Source organism: Nonomuraea marmarensis (assembly GCF_043197025.1).
GTDB lineage: Bacteria > Actinomycetota > Actinomycetes > Streptosporangiales > Streptosporangiaceae > Nonomuraea > Nonomuraea marmarensis.
In genome coordinates this window covers 76,804-95,551 of sequence record NZ_JBICRM010000026.1, presented here as the reverse complement: position 1 = coordinate 95,551, position 18,748 = coordinate 76,804, and the positions used below count along the sequence as shown (strand labels likewise).

Genomic DNA, 18,748 nt, shown 5'->3' with positions numbered 1-18,748 from the left:
TGGGTGCGGAGGTGGGGTCAGCGCGTCAGTCGGGGACGTTCAGGCGGAGCGAGACCGTGCCGCGCAGGTCCAGCCAGGCCGTGCCGGGGCCGCGTACCAGCCTGAGCACCACCTCGTCGCAGCCGGGGCAGCGGGCCACCAGGCCGGGCTCAGGGCCGTACACGCGCAGCGAGGCGACCGGGCCGACCAGGCCGCAGCTCGCGCAGCGGCCGGTGGCGGCGGTGACGTCCACGGCGAAGATCTCGCCGAGCGGGCCCGCCAGGGCGTTGCCGTCCAGGTGTTCAGCGGTCATGTCAGCCTCCGGTCGGGCCGAAACGTTCGGTTCTGATGCGTTCGGGGGCGTGCCCGAGCGCGAGCAGCAGGTCGGCCGACGCCTCCACGAACCCGGTGGGCCCGCACACGTAGCAGTCGGGCTCGAAGTGGGCGGGCCAGCCGCCTTCCGCCAGGTCGTCCAGCATGATCCGGCCCACCGCGCGGGACGAGCCCGGTGGCGCGTCCCTGGTGTAGAGATAGGTGACGTCGAGCCCGGGCTCAGGGCGGCTCAGCTCGTCGGCGTAGTAGCGGCGATCCGCGTCGCGCAGCGAGTACAGCAGGCTGAACGGCACGCTGCTGCCCGCCTGCCGGCGCGCCCTGATCATGGCCATCAGCGGCACGATCCCCGACCCGCCGCCGACCAGTAACACCCGCGCCTTGTTCTCCGGCCGCCAGACGAACCAGCCGCCCACCGGGCCGCGGAGCTCGACCTGGTCGCCGACCTCCAGCACCTCGTTCAGGTATGGCGAGACCTCGCCGTCGGGCACCGTCTCCACGGTCAGCTCGACGAGGTCGCCGTCGGGAGGCGCGGCCAGCGAGTAGCTGCGCTGCGTGCTGTAGCCGTCCTCGGCCGTCAGCCGCACGTCAACGTGTTGTCCGGCGAGGTGCCCCGGCCAGCCGGGCACCCGGAAACGCAGCGTCCGCGCGGTGGCCGTCTCGGAGACGATCCGGACGAGCTCCGCGGCCCGCCAGGTCAGGCGGCGCACCTAGTCGCCCTCGTAGCGCTGCTCGCGCCAGGGGTCGCCGTAGTTGTGGTATCCGGCGGTCTCCCAGAATCCGGGCCAGTCGTCGTTCAGCAGCCGGATGCCGTGAACCCACTTGGCCGACTTCCAGAAGTACAGGTGCGGCACGATCAGCCGGGCGGGGCCGCCGTGCCTGGGCTCCAGCTCCTCGCCGTCGAAGCGGTGCACGATCCACGCCTTGCCGTCGAGCAGGTCCTCCAGCGGCAGGTTCGTGGTGTAGCCGCCGTAGGAGTAGACCAGCGCGTATTCGGCGGTGGTCTCCACATCCTCGAAGAACACGTCCAGCGAGACGCCCTCCCAGGTGGTGTCCAGCTTGGTCCACTTGGTGACGCAGTGGATGTCCGCGGTGGGCGTCTGGCTGGGCAGCGCCATGAAGTCCTGCCACGACCAGCGGTGGGTCCGCTCCGCCTCGGTGTCGATGGCGAACTCCCACCGGTCGTGCGGGACCCGCGGTGTCGGCCCCGCCGACAACACCGGGAAGTCGTGGACCAGGTACTGGCCCGGTGGCAGCCGGTCGCCACCCTCCCTGCGCCTGCCGCGGAAGCCGCGCGAAATGATGCTCACGAGCCCTCCCAGTGATCAGGAGTCCCATTCCACCACGAATGGAGGCTCCCGCGTCAGCGGCGCGCCCGGGGGGTGACCAGACCGGACTCGTAGGCGAAGACCACGAGCTGGGCGCGGTCGCGGGCGCGCAGCTTGGTCATCGCCCTGCTGACGTGCGTCTTCGCGGTGGTCGGGCTGATCACCATGTGCGCGGCGATCTCGTCGTTGGACAGGCCGCGGGCCACCAGGGCGGTCACCTCGCGTTCGCGGTTGGTGAGCACGTCCAGCCCCTCGGGTTCGGGCTCGGGGCGGTGGGCGACGTACTCGCCGATCAGGCGGCGGGTGATGGCGGGGGACAGCAGCGCGTCGCCGCGGGCCGCCACCCTGACGCCCTGCAGCAGGTCGGCGGGCTCGGTGTCCTTGACCAGGAAGCCGCCGGCGCCCGCGCGCAGCGCGTTGAAGACGTACTCGTCGAGGCCGTAGTTGGTCAGGATCACGACATGGACCTCGCTCAGCCGCTCGTCGGCCGCGATCCGCCGGGTCGCCTCGATGCCGTCCAGCACCGGCATCTGGACGTCGATGAGGGCCACGTCGGGCAGGTGTTCGAGGGCGAGGGCGATGGCCCGCTCGCCGTCCGCGGCCTCGGCCACCACCTCGATGTCGTCCTCGGCCTCCAGCAGGGCCCGGAAGCCGCCGCGGATGAGCGCCTGGTCGTCCACGATCAACACCCGGATCACGATGGTTCCCCCAGCGGTAGTTCGGCGCGTACGGTGAAGCCGCCCTCGGGGCGGGGCTCGGCGCGCAGGCGGCCGCCCAGGGCCGTGACGCGCTCGCGCATGCCGAGCAGGCCCACGCCGGGCACGGGCGGCGCGTCCTGGCTGGCCTGGCCGTCGTCGTCCACCTGCACGACCAGCTCCTCGCCGCCGTAGTCGACGCGCACCGACGCGGCGGCCCCGCCCGCGTGCCTGGCGATGTTTGTGAGGGCCTCCTGCACGATCCGGTACGCGGCCCGGTCCACCTCGTCCGGGAGCTCGCGGCGTATCCCGGAGATCGTCACCGTGGCCGGCAGGCCGGTCGAGCGCGCCCGCCGCAGCAGGTCGTCGAGCCGGTCGAGGCCACTACCCGGTGGCTCGCCGTCGGAGTCGCGCAGCACCTCCAGCGTGGCGCGCAGCTCGCGCATGGCGTCGCCGCTGGCCTCCTGGATGGCCAGCAGCGCCGCGGGCACCTCCTCGCCGCGTTTGCGTGCGAGGTGGACGGCCACCCCCGCCTGGACCTTGATGATCGAGATGCTGTGGGTGAGCGAGTCGTGCAGCTCCCTGGCGATGCGCAGCCGTTCCTCGCCCGCGCGGCGGCGCGCGGCCTCCTCGCGGGTGCGCTCCGCCTCCGCGGCGCGCTGCTCGGCCTGCTCCAGGTACGCCTGCCGGTGCCTGGTCACCGTCGCCGCCACCCCCGAGGCCAGGAACCAGCCGAGCAGCAACGTCGTACGCTGGACGATGTCCTGGGAGTTCTGGCCGGCGGCGACGGACAGGTTCACCGCCAGGCTCACGCCCAGGAACACCGCGCTCGCCACCGCCGCCTTCAGCCGGTGCCCCGCCCTGACCGAGCCGAACACCGCCACCAGCACCGGGAACGCGGCGGGCGGGCCCGGCTGGGCGTGCACGGAGTAGACCAGCATGCAGATCGTGCTGATGAGCAGCGGCACCAGGGGAGCGCGGCGCCAGCAGACTAGCGCGAGCGAGCCGACCAGGACGGCGGCCAGGTCCACGGCTCCCGCGCCCGGTGTGACCAGCACGGTGGCCGTGAGCATGGCGGCCACCACCGCGGCGAGCGCGGCGTCCATGGCGAGCGGCCGCCATCGGTGCAGAGAGCTCATTCCTGCACATTAGAGCCTGGTCGGGGCATATTCCTCCACGCCAGGGCGGATATCGCCCCTACTCCCGGCGTGGTAGTTCCGCCGGTCCTGCTTCCCAGGTCGTAGACGCAGGAGTCTTCCCGTGCACGACGACCCCGACCGGGCGGAATACCAACATGTCCGGTATGGAGACGATCCGAAAGAGGGCCGGATGATGGCCGGCTTCCGTTACGTGACTCCGGTGGAGCCGCAGGATGCGACCGGGCGGGCCGCCCTGGTTTACGCGCAGTTCGCGGACGACTTCGGGATGGCGCGCATGCCGGTGTTCCTGACGTTGTCGCCGTCGGTCGAGGTGCAGGCCGCGACCTGGGTCATGCTGCGCGAGTCGCTGCTGGCCGGGAACGCGACCAGGACGAGCAAGGAGGTCGTGGCGCTCGGCGTGTCACTGGCCAACAGGTGCCCGTTCTGCGTGGACGCCCACACGACGCTGCTGCACGCGACCGGCGACCATCGGCTGGCGGAGACCATCGCCCGCGGTGACACGCCGGACGATCCCGAACACGCCGCGCTGCTGTCCTGGGCCAAAGTGCGCGGCCCCGCGCCGTTCCCCCTGGAGCTCGCGCCCGAGTACATCGGCACCGCGCTGAGCTTCCACTTCATCAACCGCATGGCCTCAGCGCTGCTCACCGAGAACCTGCTGCCCGCCAACCTGCAGAAGTCGCGCCTGGTCAGGAGCGTGGGCGGCCGGGCGCTGGCCCGCACGGTCCGTCGGCGGCTGCCTCCCGGCGCGAGCCTGCCGCTGGTCGCGGACCTGCCCGCGCGGCCGGAGCCCGCCTGGGCGGCGGGCACCCCGGTCGGCGCCGCCTACGCCGTGCTCGCCGCCGTCGCGGGGGCCGGTGGCGAGCTGCTGGGTGCGGCCGCGCGCGCCGCCGTGACCGGCACGGTGGGGGCCTGGGACGGCACGCATCCGCCGATGGGCAACCTCTGGCTGGAGGGGCCGATCGCCGACCTGCCCGCCGGGGAGCGGGCCGGGGCCAGGTTCGCGCTGCTCGCCGCGCTCGCGCCGTACCGGGTGACCGACGCCGACGTGGCCGCCTGGCGCGGCGGCTCCAGGACGGACGAGGACCTGGTACGGCTCTGCGCGTTCGGCGCCATCACGGCCACGGAACGCGCCGGCGCCCTCATCGAAGCACCCTTGGGAGAACGATCATGACCGCGCAACCCACGCTCGCCACCCGGCCCGCACAGACTTCCTGGCTCATGCAGGCGCTCAGGGCCGTGGTGGCCCTGCATGCCGTCGCGCTGCTGGTCCAGGCAGTGACGGCGGGCCTGCTGCTCTCCTCACCCGGGGGACGGGCGCTGCACATGACCTCGGGCATCGCCCTGGTCGTCACCGGGCTCGTCCACCTCGTCGTGGCGATCCTGGCCTGGCGGCCCGGCGGCGGGTCCGCCAAGTTCATCCCCACGGCCGCGGGGCTGCTGGTGGCCACGATCGTGGCGGCGATCCTCGGCGAGGCCGGGGTGACGACGCTGCACGTGCCGCTCGGGGTGATGATGTTCGGCGTCGGAGTCCTGCAGCTCACCCGGGTCCTGTCGCGACCGGGAGCGGCGTGAGCCGGATCGGCGGCCCGGTTCCGAGCAGGCGCGACGCGCTGCGCCTGTTCGGGCTGGGTGCGGTGGTGGCGGCGGGGGCGTCCGGGTGCTCGCTGATCGCGGGCACCCCGCAGCCGCAGCTGCTGGCCAGTGCGGCGCCGTTGCCCAAGCCGTTCGCGGTGCCGCTGCCGGTTCCTGAGGTGGCCAGGCCCGTCCGGAGTGCGGGCGGGGCCGACTTCTACGAGCTGGCCGAGCGGGCGGCCGAGGTGGAGGTGCTGCCGGGGCTGCGTACTGTTGAGCGCGCCGCGCACGGTCAAGCAGGTCCGGCTGGCTCCCGGCGAGCGCGCGGACGTGGTCGTCGACTTCTCCGCCTACCGGCTCGGCCAGAAGGTCGAGCTGCGGAACCTGGCGGGGGAGGGCGCGCAGGCGCGGGTGATGCGGTTCGCGGTGGAGCGCGACGAGGCCGACGACTCGTCCGTGCCGGCCCGGCTGTCCACCGTCGAGGCGCTCGACCCGGGCAAGGCGGCGGTGACGCGGGACTTCGAGTTCGGCAGCGGCGGCATGCACGGCGGCACCGGATGGCTCATCAACGGCAGGCCGTTCGACCCGAATCGGATGGAGGCCAGGCCGAAGCTCGGCGACATAGAGGTATGGCGGCTGACCAGCGACGTCGCCCACCCGGTGCACCTGCACCTGGACCACTTCCAGGTGCTGTCGGTCAACGGCGAGCGCCGGGCCGGGCCGGGCCGCCGGAGTGGAAGGACACCGTCGAGCTGCGCGACGCGCAGACCGTCGAGATCGTCACCAGGTTCACCGGCTACCGGGGCCGCTACGTGCTGCACTGCCACAACCTCGAACACGAGGACATGGCCATGATGGCCGCCTTCGAGGTCGTGTGATCACGCCCGGTCGGAGGCCGGCCAGACGTGGTCCAGGGTCGTCCGGCGCGTCGAAATGGCAGGAACGTTTGCATCGGTACCCCCGCTGACGTGCTCTTTCACGCGGATCGTATAGACCGTCCGGCGAGCGGCGCTCACAATCGGGCCATGGGAGACGCGTATGTCGGCGCCAGGACGCCACGACGGGAAGACACCAGACTGCTGACCGGGAAAGGCAGGTACGTCGGCACCGTCCGCCTGCCGGGCACGGCCCACGCGTACGTGGTCCGCAGCCCCATCGCCCACGGCAGGCTGCTCGGCTGCGACGCCAAGGCGGCCTGGGCGGTGGACGGCGTGCTCGACGTCATCACCCCCGCCGACGCCCCGGACCTCCGCCTGCCCTGCGTCAGCCTGGCCCCCGGCCAGCGGATCACGTCCTACCGGGCACTGGACGACGAGATCAGGTACGCCGGGCAGCCCCTCGCCGTCGTCGTCGCCCGCACGCCGGAGGCCGCCAGGGACGCCGCCGACCTCGTCGATCTGGAGCTGGCCGAGCTGCCCGCGGTCGTCGGGATGGAGCGGGCGCTGGAGGGCGAGGCCCCGCTGCTGTACCGCGACTGGGGCACGAACGTGCTCACCGACTTCACGCTCGGCGACGCCGACTGCGCGGACGCCATCGCCGGGGCCGAGCACGTCGTGGAGATGACGTTCCGGATGGGCCGGGTCTCGCCGTACCCCATGGAGCCGCGCGGCGTGGTCGCCTCCTACGCGGAGGAGGAGCTGACCGTGCACATCTCCTCCCAGGCGCCGCACCACGTGCGCGAGCACCTGGCGGACGCGTTCGGGCTCACCCATGACCGGGTACGCGTCATCAGCCGCGACTGTGGCGGCGGGTTCGGCGGCAAGGAGCACGTCTATCCCGACGAGGCGCTCGTCTGCCTGGCCTCGATGCGCCTGGGCCGCCCCGTGAGCTGGTCGGAGTCGCCGGGCGACCGGTTGTTCGCCACGTTGCCCGCGCGTGCCGCCGTGCACCGGGCGCGGCTGGCGCTCGACGGCGACGGGCGGTTCGTGGCCCTGCACGCCGACGTGATCGGCGACATCGGCGCCCATCCCTCGAACGTCGGCGTCTCGACGTTCGCCGTGACGGCCACGCTGATGCCCGGGCCCTACCGGTTCGACCGGGTCGCGGTACGCGTGCGCGGCGTCGTCACGAACACCACCCCCACCGGCTCCTACCGCGGCTTCGGCCAGCCCGAGGCGACCCTGACCAGGGAGCGGCTGATCGACGAGGCGGCCCGCCGGCTGGGGCTCGACCGGATCGAGTTGCGGCTCCGGAACATGCTGGGGCCTGACGAGCTGCCGTACACGACGCGGGTCTACCAGCCGTACGACTCGGGCGACTACCCGCTCGCCCTCAGAACCGTGCGCGACCTGGTCACGCCCATCGAGAAGGACGACGGCCGCAGGCGCGGCATCGGGTACTCCTGCCACGTGGAGACCACCGGCATGGGGCCCTCGATGGAGCTCAAGGACACCGGCATCCTGGCCGGCGGCTACGAGACGGCGGTCCTGCGCATGGAGCAGGACGCGTCCGTGGTCGTGTCGTCGGGGGTGGTGTCGATCGGGCAGGGCATCGAGACGACGCTGGCCCAGCTCGCGGCCGACCGGGTGGGGGTGCCCATCGACCGGGTGCGGGTGGTGCTGGGGGACACGGCGGCGACGCCGTACTCGTCGGTGGGGTCGATCGCCAGCCGCTCGCTGGCGCTCGGCGGCGGGGCGCTCACCCAGGCCGCCGCCCGGCTGCGGGACAAGCTCGTGGCCATCGCCGCGCACCGGCTGGAGGCGGCCCCGGCCGACCTGGAGCTCGTCGACGGCGCCGTACGGGTGAAGGGCGACCCGCAGGCGTCCGTGACGCTCGGGGAGCTGGCCACGTCGGCGTGGCGCGGCTGGGACCTGCCCGAAGGAGTCACGCCCGGACTGGAGGAACGCGTCAGCTACGACCCGGCCGCCTACACGTTCGCGTACGGCGCGCACGCCGCCGCCGTGGCCGTCGATCCCGAGACCGGGGCGGTCGAGCTGGAGGGCTACTGGGTAGTCAACGACTCCGGCGTGCTGGTCAACCCGGCCGTGGTGGAGGGGCAGCTCAGGGGCGCCGTCGTCCAGGGGATCGGCCAGGCGCTGACCGAGGAGATCGTCTACACCGCGGACGGCCAGCCGATCACGGACTACATGGTGCCGACCACGCGGGAGGTGCCGGACATCGGGATCGTGACGTTGCAGACGCCCTCGCCGGTCACGCCGGGCGGCATGAAGGGCGTCGGGGAGTCCGGCACGATCGGCCCGCCGGCCGCCATCGCCAACGCGGTGGCCGCCGCCCTGCCGGAGATCGCGGAGAAGATCACGGACGTGCCGCTGACCCCGGCCGCCGTGTGGTCCCTCCTGTAGTCATGGGCGGTGGACCGGCTGATCGGCGGCTCGGGTGCCGGGATCGGCCGGTCGTCAACCCGGTCAGGTGAGGTCTTTCAGATCCTTGCCCGACTCGGAGAGCGCTTGCTCCAGCGCCTTCCTGCCCGCGGTCTTGGGCGGGTCCGGCCGCCTCCCCGGCTTGGCCGGCTTGCGCGCGGGGTCGAGGGGCGGCTTGGTGTCGGTCTTGGGTGCGTTCTCGTCAGGACTGCTCATGGCAGTGTCCGTACCCCACCGGCGCCCGATCGTTTCGAGCCGCGCCAGAAAGAATTGCGATTTCTCGCCAAAGATTCGACCCAAAAGGCCTCCTCGTACGTACACGTTTGGACAGCCGTGTACGTCTACCCATAGGGAGCTCCTCTTGTTGAGCGAAACGCGTATTCGCTGCCCCTCAACCCAGGAAAGGGAAGCCATGACCACGCTGCGAGCAGCTCGCCGGAGCCGGATGCAGTACGCGTGGCCGCTACACGAGGACGCACGGACGGTCGGTCACGCGCGAGCCGCCATTCGCCATGAATTGTCGGCGCTCACCCTTTCTTCCGACCTCATTGACGACGCGGTGCTCATGGTGAGCGAATTGATCACCAATGCACTCTTGTACGGTGACGGCCCGTACGAACTCGTTCTTCACATAGACACCAAAGAGATCATGTGTGTGGTCGTGGACAGCAGCCCGCTCCTTCCCGCCCCGTCGCCTCCTGACGTGCAGGCCGAGCACGGGCGCGGGCTGCGGATCGTGGCCAGGCTCTCGGACGGCTTCTACGGCTGCCATCCCCAGCGCTACATCACCCACCCCGACCTGGTGGGCAAGGCCACCTGGTTCGCGATCCCGCGCCAGGGCACGCCCGGCAACGTCGTGCCGCTCCGGGCCGGCACCTGACCCCCTCGCCGCGCGTGATAATCGAGGCGTGCACCGGCCGTCCAGGCGATCGTTCCTCCGGCTCGGCGGCGTGACCGCGGCCGGAGCGTTCGGTGCGTTGGTCCCCGCCGGGATCGCGCACACGCCCGACGACTCCTTCGTCCGATTACGCCGCCGATGGCGGGAGGTGACCGCGGGGTCCGGGAAATACGACCCGGCGGCGGAGCCGTACCGGACCCGGCTGGCGAGCATGGGCAGGACGGCCGCACGGTATCGCGACACCATGGCTCCCGCCCGCACGTCGCTCTGGCCCGACCAGGCGTTCCCGTCGTTCGTGGCCACGCCGCGGCGGCTGCGGGCCATGGCGCACGCGTATGTCCTGGAGGGCACCGGCCTGACCGGCGACGCGAGCCTGGCGGCGGCCGTCACGGCGGGTGTGGACCACTACCGGCGGCACGTGTACGCCGCGGGCGCCGACCCGGCGGGCAACTGGTGGCACTGGGAGATCGGCGTGCCGAAGGCGCTGCTCGACGCGGCCATGCTGGTCGGCCTGCCCGAGCCGCAGAGCATGGCGCTGCGGGACGCGGTGGATCATTTCGTGCCCGAATCCCGCCTTGGCGACTACAGCGGCACCAGCACCGCGGCCAACCGCGTGGACCTGTGCGTGGTGATGTTGCTGCGCGCCATGCTCGGGGACGAGCACGCCAAGGCCGCGCTGGCCGTCTCGGCGTTGTCCCCGGTGTTCCGCCTGGTCTCCGAAGGCGACGGGTTCTACCGGGACGGGTCGTTCATCCAGCACACGTACGTGCCGTACCAGGGGGCCTACGGGGTGACGCTGCTGTCGGGGCTGGCGACGTTGTTCGCGGTGTTGCGCGGCTCGCCGTGGGAGGTCGTCGACCAGAACGTCTTCGACATGGTCGAGAGGTCGTTCGCCCCCTTCGTACTCGACGGCGCCTGCATGGACCTGGTTCGCGGCCGGGGAGTCGGCAGGCAGGCGTTCGGCGACCACGAGCGGGGGCGGGAGATCGCGGCCGCGATCCTGCTGCTGGGGGAGAGCGCCTCGGCTCCGGAACGGGCCCGCTGGCACGCGATGGTCAAGGGATGGGCGGTGCGGAACACGTACCGGCCGATGCTGGAGAACGCCGAGCCGGCGTTTCACGCCCGGCTGGCCGCGATCATGGACGACGCCGCCGTGCCCGCCGCCGCGGAGCCGGCCGGGCACCGGCTGATGCCGATGAGTGCCAGGGCCGTGCACCGCGGGCCGGGCTGGTGCGCCGCGCTCAGCATGGCCTCGCACCGGATCGGCCACTACGAGCACGGCAACGGCGAGAACCCGCGCGGCTGGCACACCGGCTCAGGGATGCTCTACTGGTGGGCCGAGGGCCACGGCGACCAGTATTCCGACTCGTTCTGGCCGACCGTGGACCCCTACCGCCTGCCCGGCACGACCGTCTCCACCCGGCGACTGGCCGACGGCGCGGGCCCGGGCTGGGGTGACACGTGTACGCCCTGGCGCTGGGTCGGCGGGGCCACGGACGGCACGTACGCGACCGTCGGCCAGCATCTGAACGGCCTGGAGAGCACGATGGAGGCGGTCAAGTCGTGGTTCTTCCTCGACGACGCGATCGTGTGCCTGGGCGCGGGCATCACCGCCGAGGACGGCACGCCCGTCGAGACCGTCGTGGACAACCGCAGGACCGGCGCCCCGCTCACTGTGGAGGCGGGATGGGCACACCTCGACGGCCACGGCGGCTATGTCGTGCCCGGCGGCCAGGCCCTGCACACGCTGCGCGAGCGCCGCACCGGCGGCGGGGCGACCCGCGACTACGTGACCCTCTGGCTCGACCACGGCGTCGATCCGCGCTCGGCCGGTTACGTCTACCTGCTGCTGCCCGGCGCTAGTGAGGAGGAGACACGTGCCAGGGCTGCCGGCGCCGGGGTACGCGTGCTCGCCAACACCGCCCGCTTGCAGGCCGTGCACGTGCCCTCGCTGGGGATCACGGCGGCCAACTTCTGGAACGCCGGGACGGCGGCCGACCTGAGCGCCTCCGCCCCATGCGCGCTCCTGGTACGCGAACGCGGCGACGGCACGGCCACGCTGACCGTGTCCGATCCCCGGTGCGACCTGGACGAGCTGACCGTGACCTGGGCCAGATCGGTGGCGGGTGTGATCGGCGGCGAGGCCGTCCTCAGCGGCGGGACGTTCACGTTCGGGCGGCTCGCCGGCCAGGAGGGCGCCTCGCGGACGGTCACCGTGCGGCTGAGCTGATCATGTATTGGCTCCGTACCCAACCAGGCCGACCTGCCGGTGCGCGCCCTCTACGTCAAGACCGACGCGGTACGACGCCGTACGCTTCGAGTAGCCACGTCCTGGGGGCGTTGCCGCGAACATCATCGTAACGACGTGTATGCGAGGGGCCGATGAGCGAGATCAAGCGGGCGCTGGTGCTGGGCGGCGGCGGAGTCGCCGGGATCGCATGGGAGACCGGCGTGCTGACCGCGCTCGCCGACGCGGGCGTGGACGTCACGGCCGCCGACCGGATCATCGGCACGTCGGCGGGTTCGACGGTCGCCGCCCAGGTCACCAGTGGCCTGCCGCTCTCCGACCTGCTCAAGCGGCAGACCGATCCCGCGCTGCAGACTCCCGAGTTGCCCAGCGGGGTGCCGATGGAGGAGCTGTGGACGCGGTTCCAGCAGATCTTCGAGCAGACGCCGGATCCGGCCGGGCAGCGGCGCGCGATCGGAGCGCTGGCGCTGGGGGCGTCCACGGTCACCGAGGCCCGGCGGCGCGAGGTGATCGAGGCGCGGTTGCCTGTGCACGAGTGGCCCGAGCGCGACCTGGTGATCGTGGCGGTGGACGCCCTCACGGGCGAGCCCAGGTTGTTCGCGCCCGGCTCCGGGGTGGGGCTGGTCGACGCGGTCGCGGCCAGCTGCGCGGTGCCCGGCGTGTGGCCGTGCGTGACCATCGACGGTGTCCGTTACATGGACGGTGGCGTGCGTACCAGCACCAATGCCGACCTCGCGGCCGGGTTCGACCGGGTGCTGGTGCTGGCGCCGCTGCCGGACATGGCGGAGGGGGAGCCGGCCTGGAAGGGGCTCGAGGGCACGGTCGAGGTGATCGAGCCCGACGAGGACTCGCTGGCGGCGTTCGGGGCGGATCCGCTCGCCCCGGAAGTACGCACGCCCAGCGCCGAGGCCGGCTACGCCCAGGGCCGCTCCGCCGCGGCCCGGGTGACGGCGATCTGGCGGTAGCCGCGCCTATTCGGGCGCCACTCAAGGACCGCCACAACATCGGACTCAGGCGCCCGCGAGCACCTTCTTCAGCACCTCGCCGAACTCCTCGGGATACCCGAGGAAGCCACCATGGTCACCGGGGAACTCCACCGGCGCCGCGCCGAGCAAGTCGGCCAGCGTCACGGACGTCCGGTACGTGAGCAGCCCTCGCGAGTCGGCGCCGATGCCCACCACGACCCGTGCGGGACCGGCCGTCAACGCGGCGACGTCCGGCACGTACCGGGTGGTGCCCCGCATTTCGTGGGCGAAGAACCGGACGTTGTCGGCCAGGTCCTGCTCCGACGGTTCCCCGGGAGGCCCGGCGGGGGAGCCCTCGTCCCCCTGGTCGAACCCGGCGGTGGCCATGAACTTCGCGAACGCCGCCTCCTGCCCCTCCCGGTGGAACGTCTCGATGATGTCGTCGATCGCGGCCCGCTGCTCGGCGGCGTCGGGGAGCAGCTCCACCGAGGGCGGCTCGTGCGCGACGAGCGTACGCACCCGCGCGGGGTGCCGCGCGACCAGCGCGAGCCCCGTCACCGCGCCGCCGCTGCTGCCGAGCACGTCCGCGGCCTCGGCGCCCAGGGCGTCCAGGATCGCGGCGACGTCGTCCGCCCGCAGCTCGGGCGTGGAGTCCTGCTCGGGATCGTCGAGCACGCTGTCCGAGATGCCCCGCGGGTCGTGCGTGACCACGGTGTACTCGCCGGCCAGCGCCCCGGCCAGCGGCTCGAAGAACCTCGCGGCCATCGGCGCCCCCATCAGCATCAGCAGCGGCCCGGTGCCGCGTACCTCGTAGCGCAGGCGAGCGCCCGGTACGGCGAGAGTGCGAGTGGTCGTCATGGCAGGTCGTCCTTTTCTCCAGCCGTCGTCCCGCGGTTCTGCGGTGACGCAGGTAAGACCGCGGCCCCCGGCGAAACTCATCGCTCAGCGCAAAGAATTACCTCATGAGCACCCGGTGCCTTCATTTTGCCGAAAAGTGGGTGGGTGGTTGCGCAAAAGGGGTGATTAGGCAGGTGGTATAGGGGGCGCCATGGAAGCCGGCGACAACGTTCCCACCCTGAAGAGGTACGGGCTCAGCGAGGAACTCGTGCGAGCCCTGTTCTTCGGGCTGCACGTGGGGCTCTACATCGTGGACGGCACCGGTCGGATCATCATGGTCAACCCGTACGCCGAGCAGCTGCTGGACCGGCCCGCCCAGGAGCTGATCGGGGCGGACTCGCATGACCTGCTGCACAGGAACGCCGACGGCAGCACGATCCCCCGGGCGAGCTGCCGCCACCTCGCGGCCCTCGGATCGAGCACCAGCGTGCGCACCGACGAGACCTGGTTCACCCGCGGCGGCGGCGGCCTCATCCCCCTGGGCCTGGTGGTCGCGCCGCTCCAACTAGGCCGGAACCTGGGAGGAGTGGTCCTCTTCTACGATCTGCGGCGGCACAAGGCCGTGGAACAGGAGCAGGCCGCCCACCTCACCGTTCTGGAGCAGCTGACCGGCCGGCTGTCGCTGATGGCGGAGATCAGCACCGTGCTGGCCTCCACCCTGGAGGTGGAGGAGGCGCTGCGGCGGCTGACCCGGCTGGTGGTGCCCCGCCTGGCCGACTGGGCGGTGATCGACCTGCTCGGCCCCGGCGACACCCTGCGCAGGGTCGCGGTCGTGTCGCGCGACAGGAGCAACACCGAGGCGGAGCGGTGGGAGGGGCCGCTACCCTCACTGCGGGAGACCGCACACTCGCCGCTGGCCAGGGTGCTCCGCGGCGCTCCCTCGGTCCTGCTCGACTCGCGGGATCTGGCCAAGGTGGCCGAGGCGGGGATCTGCGGCGTGCAGCGGGGGTTGTTCGAGAAGATCGACGCCACGTCGGTGATCATCGCGCCGCTGCGCACGCGCCGCCGGGTGCTCGGTGCGCTGACCCTGGCCCGGTCCGAGTCCTCTCCCGACTACGACACGGCCGATCTGTCCCTCATCGGCGACATCGCCGGCCGGGCCGGGCTCGCCGTGGACAACGCCGACCTGTTCGAGGAGCAACGCCGCGTCGCCGAGACCATGCAGCGGCACCTGATCAGCCCGCTGCCCGGCATCGAGGAGCTGGAGCTGGTCGCGCGCTACCAGCCCGCCCCGAGCGGCTCCCAGGTCGGCGGCGACTGGTACGACGCCTTCCCGTTGCCCGGCGGGGTGACGACCCTGGTCATCGGCGACGTGATGGGGCACGACCTGCAGGCCGCGGCCGAGATGTCGCAGATCCGGAACATGCTGCGGATGATGACCTGGGCCCAGCGGCGGCCGCCCAGTCTGGTGGTCGGCCAGCTCGACGACGCCCTGCCGCACATCACCGACCACCTGATGGCCACGCTGGTGCTGGCACTGGTCGAGCAGCAGGAGGACGGCGCCTGGTGGCTGCACTGGACCAGCGCGGGCCACCCGCCGCCGCTGCTGGTCGACGACGACGGCTCCACCCGGTACCTGGAACAGGGGCAGGGCCTGCTGCTCGGCACCGGCCTGCACACCGACCGGCCCGACGCCGGCGTGCCGATCCCGTCGCGGGGCACCGTCCTGCTCTACACCGACGGCCTGATCGAGACCGCCGAGTCGTCCCTCGAAGTGGGCATGAACCGGCTGCGCAGGCACGCCGCCTCACTCGCCAGGCAGCCGCTGCCGTACTTCTGCGACGAGATCCTGGCCCGGATGCGGCATGACGTGATCGACGACATCGCGCTGCTCGCGCTGCGTCTGAAGCATCCGGGCAAGGACCGCTGATGCTGACCCTCAGACGCGGTCGGCGGCGATGAGCAGGTACTGGAAGCTGCCGCTCTTGTAGGCGTCGAGGAAGGACGCCTCGATGCCGGTGGCCAGGTGGGTCCTGGCGCGGAGCTCCCAGTACGGGACGGTGGCGGCCGTGAGGTCCACGACGCTGATCGGGATGAGGCGGTTGGCCGCCATCTCCTTGAAATACGTGCTGCGGGAATGGATGTCGCAGATGTAGTGGGCGTTGATCTGGCTGATGGCGCGGGACGGCAGGCCGTAGGCGTCGTTGTAGCAGCCGGTGATGCACACGTATCTGCCGCCGCGGTTCAGGAGTCTGGCGTGTTCGGCGAACAGGAGGGAGAGCTCGACGTACATGGTGCTTTCGTTGTTCCAGATCGCCTGGAACGTCCCCGTCTGGAACCTGGTGTCGAGCATGTTGCGGAAGTGGAAGCGTACCTGGTCGTCCACGCCGCGTTCCTTGGCCTGCTGGTTGGCGAAGTTCACCTGGGACTCGGAGATGGACACGCCGTCCACCTGGCAGCCGTACCGGAGGTTGGCCAGGAGGCTGGAGCCGCCGCGGCCCGAGCCGGCGTCCATGACGCGGTGTTCGGGCCGCAGCGGGCCGAGGTGCGCGATGAGGGTCTCCGCCTGTACGGACTCCAGCCGGTGGAGTTCGTTGACGACGCGTTTCTCCCGGCTCGCCTCGGGGGCGTCCAGGACCGACCAGTCCACCTCGCCGATGCCGTAGTGGTGGTGGTAGAGGCCGTCGACCTCACCGAGACGCAGGTTGACCGGGTTCTTCTCGGCGTTCCAGTAGTCGGCCACGGATTGCTGGTAGAGGCTGCTCAGTACGGGGGTCTGTGCGCTCACCGGAGACTCCTTTCCTGGGGCGGTCGTCATGACTGGTAGCGGCTGGTGGTGCCGTGCCATTCGAGGCATCCGGCCATCCATCCCTGCGCGCCGCGCAGGAATCGTTTGAGCTCGGGGGACGGGATGGCGGCGAGTTCGCGTCGGCTGTTCTCGAAGCCTTCGACGAAGTCGTTGTGCAGGGCGACGGCGCGCTCGGTCGCCTCGCGCGTCGAGCAGTTCTCTTCGGCGGCGATGAGCAGGATCAGGTTAGAGTCGGGGAGTTCGTCGGCCGCCTCTCTCTCGACGGAGTGGAGGTCGTTGACGATGACGCTGGCAGTGCCCGCCTGCATGAGGGCGGTGTGGAAGCGCCGGTCGAAGAAGAGGCTGGCGGGCAGCTCGTAGCCGCCGACGACGTCGATGAGCGTCATGGAGGTGTAGAAGCTGTCGTGCTGGCGGGCCGCGAGGTAGCGCCAGACGGGCGGCGGCGTTTCCAGGTAGCGCCAGGCGGCGTACGCGGTCCAGCTCACGTACATCTGCGAGGTGATGTTGCAAATGCGCATGACCTGGGCCGGGGTGGCGTGGCGGGTCACGTGGCTGGTGGCCGAGCGCAGCGAGACCAGGACGGGGTCGGCCCGGATCCACTCTTCGAGCGTGCGGGTGTAGTCGCCGGCGTCCGGCGGCGGGTCCATGGCGGACGTGACCAGGGCGAGCCGGGGCGGGAGCTCCGTCGGCGTCGCGCCGAGTTCGGTCTCGTCGGCGTAGTAGTCGTCGGCTGCCCACCAGGCGGTATTCATCTGGGCCGCGACCAGCAGCGAGTCGGGGTCGTCGCGGTCGGGGTGGGTGAGCATGGCCAGCCGCCCGAACCCGGTGTCGGCGAACTCCTCCATCCGCCCCTCATGGATGCCGACCCGCTGGGCCCACGCCACCAGCCGCCGGTCGACCTCGTCGCCGAGGTCGTCGTCGACCCGGACGGTCTCCGGGCAGTACAGCGGCGGGTACGACCCGTCGCCCCATTCCCGTTCCCGGTAGGCCAGCGGAGCGAGACTGTGCCTGCGTTCGCCACCGGACGGGGTCGGGATCGAGACGCTCCATCCGCGATCCGGCTCGTGCCCGTCTCCCTCGTCGGGCCTGGGCCGGTAGGGCTGGAACGCGGCTCGGAGGCTGAGCGTGCAGGCTCCCAGGCCGGTCGGGCCGGCCGGCAGCGGCACCGTGTCGTGCGGCATGACGCACCTCTTCCTAGGAGCGCGGGGCGGCTATGTCGACGTTCTCGAGGATCCCGATGGCGTCGGGGACCAGGATCGCCACCGAGTAATAGGCGCTGACCAGGTACGACATCACGGCCTGGGCGCTGATGCCCATGAACCGGACGTTCAGCCCGGATTCGTACTCTTCGGGGATGCCGGTCTGGTGGAGGCCGACGACTCCCTGGTCGTCCTCGCCCGTGCGGAGGGCCAGGATCGAGGTGGTGCGTTCGTTCGTGATCGGGATCTTGCCGCAGGGGAAGATCGGGATCCCGCGCCAGGCCGGGACCTCGTGGCCGTCGACGTCGGTGCTGCCCACGACCAGCCCGCGCTTGTTGCATTCCCGGAAGAAGGCGGCGATCGCCTTGGGGTGAGCGAGCAGGAAGCGGGTCTTGCGGCGCATGCTGATCAGGTCGTCCAGGTCGTCGGGGGTGGGAGGGCCCGACCAGGTGTAGAACCGCTGGCCGTAGTCCGTGTTGTGCAGCAGCCCGAACTCGCGGTTGTTGAGCAGCTCCGACTCCTGGAGTTCGCGGATCTCGTGGATGGTCAGGCGCAACTGCTGCTGGAGCTGGTTCATCGGGTCGTTGTAGAGGTCGGCGACCCGCGTGTGGACGCGCAGGATGGTCTGCGCGACGCTGAGCTCGTACTCGCGGGGCTGGAGGTCGTAGTCCACGAACGTGCCGTTGATGGCCGGCTCGCCCACGTGCCCGGCCGCGATGGCGACCGCCGCTTCGCCGCGGCGGTTGACCGGTTTGCGGGTGCTCTCCAGGAAGCGCTCGATGTGCCCGCGCAGGGCGGGGGACCGGCCGGCTATCCGCCGGAACTCCGTTCGCGGCGCCACCATGACCGTCGCGGCGGTGGCGGCCCTGATGGTGCACGGCCATCGGGGGTTGCCCTGGCTGAGGGCCTCGTCGCCGAACTGGTCGCCGTCGGTGATGACGCCGAGGAACTGGGTGGTGCCGTACTTGCCGGTGGAGAGCCGGTCGAGGCGGCCGTGGGCGATGACGTACGTCTCGGTGACGGGGGCACCGGCCTCGACGATGACCTCGCCGGCCTGGAACTCCCGTGGCGCGAACGTCGAGGCGATCGCCTCCAGCACCTCGACGTCGCCGAAGCCGCGCAGCGCGGGGAGCTCCGCGAGCGTCTCCGGGATGATCCGCACATCGTCCGCCCCGTGCTGCGCGACGCTCACGCGGCCGCGCCCGATCGTGTGCGTCAGTCGGCGGTTGACCCGGTACGTTCCGCCGCGCACGTCCACCCAGGGCAGCATGCGCAGCAACCAGCGGGAGCTGATGGCCTGCATCTGCGGCGGGGTCTTGGTGGTGGTGGCCAGGTTGCGCGCGGCCCGGGTGTCCAGGCTCAGCCGCTGTTCCGTCGGCTCAGTGGGCATGTTTCCTCGCAATCGCCG

18 protein-coding genes and 1 pseudogene are annotated in these 18,748 nt (G+C 71.6%); 9 read left to right on the top strand and 10 right to left on the bottom strand.

What is annotated here, in order from left to right; all coding sequences use genetic code 11:
- Window positions 1–25 precede the first annotated feature (25 nt).
- From ACFLIM_RS34000 to ACFLIM_RS33980, 5 genes are read right to left on the bottom strand one after another with little or no spacing between them, the layout of a single operon-like run.
- Window positions 26–292 carry a DUF6510 family protein gene (locus tag ACFLIM_RS34000; protein ID WP_393172469.1) on the bottom strand — a complete coding sequence of 89 codons (267 nt, stop codon included), beginning with the start codon at window positions 290–292 and terminating at the stop codon, window positions 26–28.
- A 1-nt stretch (window position 293) separates the two neighbouring features.
- Window positions 294–1,019: a ferredoxin reductase gene (locus tag ACFLIM_RS33995; RefSeq protein WP_393172468.1), complete on the bottom strand. Its 726-nt coding sequence runs from the start codon at window positions 1,017–1,019 to the stop codon at window positions 294–296.
- Window positions 1,020–1,619, bottom strand: a complete 600-nt coding sequence (locus ACFLIM_RS33990; RefSeq protein ID WP_393172467.1) for a sulfite oxidase-like oxidoreductase — start codon at window positions 1,617–1,619, stop codon at window positions 1,020–1,022.
- 53 nt (window positions 1,620–1,672) lie between these two features.
- The gene (locus ACFLIM_RS33985) at window positions 1,673–2,335 is read right to left on the bottom strand and encodes a response regulator (protein WP_393172466.1); all 663 of its coding nucleotides are present in this window, start codon (window positions 2,333–2,335) and stop codon (window positions 1,673–1,675) included.
- Entirely contained in the window at window positions 2,332–3,471 is a 1,140-nt protein-coding gene (locus tag ACFLIM_RS33980; protein ID WP_393172465.1) for a sensor histidine kinase, read from the bottom strand. Before ACFLIM_RS33980 ends, ACFLIM_RS33985 begins: the two co-directional genes overlap by 4 nt.
- Window positions 3,472–3,592: 121 nt before the next feature.
- Between ACFLIM_RS33980 and ACFLIM_RS33975 the strand changes: the two genes are divergently transcribed.
- The 5 genes and pseudogenes from ACFLIM_RS33975 (at window position 3,593) to ACFLIM_RS33955 (ending at window position 8,366) form a co-directional block, all read left to right on the top strand.
- A complete protein-coding gene (locus ACFLIM_RS33975) occupies window positions 3,593–4,663 on the top strand; it encodes a carboxymuconolactone decarboxylase family protein (RefSeq protein ID WP_393172464.1) in 1,071 nt (356 codons plus the stop codon).
- Entirely contained in the window at window positions 4,660–5,064 is a 405-nt protein-coding gene (locus ACFLIM_RS33970) for a hypothetical protein (RefSeq protein ID WP_393172463.1), read from the top strand. Before ACFLIM_RS33975 ends, ACFLIM_RS33970 begins: the two co-directional genes overlap by 4 nt.
- Window positions 5,065–5,478: 414 nt before the next feature.
- A pseudogene (locus ACFLIM_RS33965) lies at window positions 5,479–5,763 on the top strand (multicopper oxidase domain-containing protein); the annotation flags it as partial.
- Window positions 5,694–5,942 carry a multicopper oxidase domain-containing protein gene (locus ACFLIM_RS33960; RefSeq protein WP_393172462.1) on the top strand — a complete coding sequence of 83 codons (249 nt, stop codon included), beginning with the start codon at window positions 5,694–5,696 and terminating at the stop codon, window positions 5,940–5,942. The pseudogene ACFLIM_RS33965 and the gene ACFLIM_RS33960, both read left to right, overlap by 70 nt.
- 147 nt (window positions 5,943–6,089) lie before the next feature.
- On the top strand, window positions 6,090–8,366 hold the full coding sequence (locus tag ACFLIM_RS33955; protein WP_393172461.1) for a xanthine dehydrogenase family protein molybdopterin-binding subunit: 2,277 nt from the start codon (window positions 6,090–6,092) through the stop codon (window positions 8,364–8,366).
- Window positions 8,367–8,429: 63 nt separating this feature from the next.
- On the opposite strand, the gene ACFLIM_RS33950 is transcribed toward ACFLIM_RS33955, so the two are convergent.
- Window positions 8,430–8,600, bottom strand: a complete 171-nt coding sequence (locus tag ACFLIM_RS33950) for a hypothetical protein (RefSeq protein WP_393172460.1) — start codon at window positions 8,598–8,600, stop codon at window positions 8,430–8,432.
- On the opposite strand from ACFLIM_RS33950, the gene ACFLIM_RS33945 reads away from it, so the two are divergent.
- From ACFLIM_RS33945 to ACFLIM_RS33935, 3 genes are all read left to right on the top strand, one after another.
- Window positions 8,599–9,264 (top strand): ATP-binding protein, encoded by a 666-nt coding sequence (locus ACFLIM_RS33945; RefSeq protein ID WP_393172459.1) that lies wholly within the window; start codon window positions 8,599–8,601, stop codon window positions 9,262–9,264. The two genes, ACFLIM_RS33950 and ACFLIM_RS33945, sit on opposite strands and share 2 nt — an antisense overlap.
- A 28-nt stretch (window positions 9,265–9,292) precedes the next feature.
- Window positions 9,293–11,512, top strand: a complete 2,220-nt coding sequence (locus ACFLIM_RS33940) for a polysaccharide lyase 8 family protein (protein WP_393172458.1) — start codon at window positions 9,293–9,295, stop codon at window positions 11,510–11,512.
- Window positions 11,513–11,664: 152 nt separating this feature from the next.
- A complete protein-coding gene (locus ACFLIM_RS33935; protein WP_393172457.1) occupies window positions 11,665–12,495 on the top strand; it encodes a patatin-like phospholipase family protein in 831 nt (276 codons plus the stop codon).
- Window positions 12,496–12,540: 45 nt separating this feature from the next.
- Here ACFLIM_RS33935 and ACFLIM_RS33930 read toward each other — a convergent pair whose 3' ends face one another.
- Window positions 12,541–13,353: an alpha/beta fold hydrolase gene (locus tag ACFLIM_RS33930; RefSeq protein WP_393172456.1), complete on the bottom strand. Its 813-nt coding sequence runs from the start codon at window positions 13,351–13,353 to the stop codon at window positions 12,541–12,543.
- A gap of 190 nt (window positions 13,354–13,543) precedes the next feature.
- Between ACFLIM_RS33930 and ACFLIM_RS33925 the strand changes: the two genes are divergently transcribed.
- Window positions 13,544–15,262 (top strand): SpoIIE family protein phosphatase, encoded by a 1,719-nt coding sequence (locus ACFLIM_RS33925; protein ID WP_393172455.1) that lies wholly within the window; start codon window positions 13,544–13,546, stop codon window positions 15,260–15,262.
- 9 nt (window positions 15,263–15,271) lie between these two features.
- Here the strand turns inward: ACFLIM_RS33925 and ACFLIM_RS33920 are convergent, their stop codons facing one another.
- Genes ACFLIM_RS33920 through ACFLIM_RS33910 form a run of 3 tightly spaced genes read right to left on the bottom strand, consistent with a single transcriptional unit; the run spans window position 15,272 to window position 18,730 of the window.
- The gene (locus tag ACFLIM_RS33920; RefSeq protein ID WP_393172454.1) at window positions 15,272–16,150 is read right to left on the bottom strand and encodes a geranyl diphosphate 2-C-methyltransferase; all 879 of its coding nucleotides are present in this window, start codon (window positions 16,148–16,150) and stop codon (window positions 15,272–15,274) included.
- Window positions 16,147–17,322, bottom strand: a complete 1,176-nt coding sequence (locus ACFLIM_RS33915) for a family 2 encapsulin nanocompartment cargo protein terpene cyclase (protein ID WP_393172453.1) — start codon at window positions 17,320–17,322, stop codon at window positions 16,147–16,149. The genes ACFLIM_RS33920 and ACFLIM_RS33915 overlap by 4 nt, the downstream gene beginning before the upstream one ends.
- Window positions 17,323–17,335: 13 nt before the next feature.
- A complete protein-coding gene (locus ACFLIM_RS33910) occupies window positions 17,336–18,730 on the bottom strand; it encodes a family 2B encapsulin nanocompartment shell protein (RefSeq protein WP_393172452.1) in 1,395 nt (464 codons plus the stop codon).
- Between the last annotated feature and the right edge of the window lie 18 nt (window positions 18,731–18,748).

Coding starts and splice junctions, on each gene's coding strand:
- ACFLIM_RS34000 (WP_393172469.1), bottom strand. CDS start 292: ATGACCGCTGAACACCTGGACGGCAACGCCCTGGCGGGCCCGCTCGGC.
- ACFLIM_RS33980 (WP_393172465.1), bottom strand. CDS start 3,471: ATGAGCTCTCTGCACCGATGGCGGCCGCTCGCCATGGACGCCGCGCTC.
- ACFLIM_RS33970 (WP_393172463.1), top strand. CDS start 4,660: ATGACCGCGCAACCCACGCTCGCCACCCGGCCCGCACAGACTTCCTGG.
- ACFLIM_RS33960 (WP_393172462.1), top strand. CDS start 5,694: ATGGCGGCTGACCAGCGACGTCGCCCACCCGGTGCACCTGCACCTGGA.
- ACFLIM_RS33955 (WP_393172461.1), top strand. CDS start 6,090: ATGGGAGACGCGTATGTCGGCGCCAGGACGCCACGACGGGAAGACACC.
- ACFLIM_RS33945 (WP_393172459.1), top strand. CDS start 8,599: ATGGCAGTGTCCGTACCCCACCGGCGCCCGATCGTTTCGAGCCGCGCC.
- ACFLIM_RS33950 (WP_393172460.1), bottom strand. CDS start 8,600: ATGAGCAGTCCTGACGAGAACGCACCCAAGACCGACACCAAGCCGCCC.
- ACFLIM_RS33935 (WP_393172457.1), top strand. CDS start 11,665: ATGAGCGAGATCAAGCGGGCGCTGGTGCTGGGCGGCGGCGGAGTCGCC.
- ACFLIM_RS33930 (WP_393172456.1), bottom strand. CDS start 13,353: ATGACGACCACTCGCACTCTCGCCGTACCGGGCGCTCGCCTGCGCTAC.
- ACFLIM_RS33925 (WP_393172455.1), top strand. CDS start 13,544: ATGGAAGCCGGCGACAACGTTCCCACCCTGAAGAGGTACGGGCTCAGC.
- ACFLIM_RS33920 (WP_393172454.1), bottom strand. CDS start 16,150: ATGACGACCGCCCCAGGAAAGGAGTCTCCGGTGAGCGCACAGACCCCC.
- ACFLIM_RS33915 (WP_393172453.1), bottom strand. CDS start 17,322: ATGCCGCACGACACGGTGCCGCTGCCGGCCGGCCCGACCGGCCTGGGA.
- ACFLIM_RS33910 (WP_393172452.1), bottom strand. CDS start 18,730: ATGCCCACTGAGCCGACGGAACAGCGGCTGAGCCTGGACACCCGGGCC.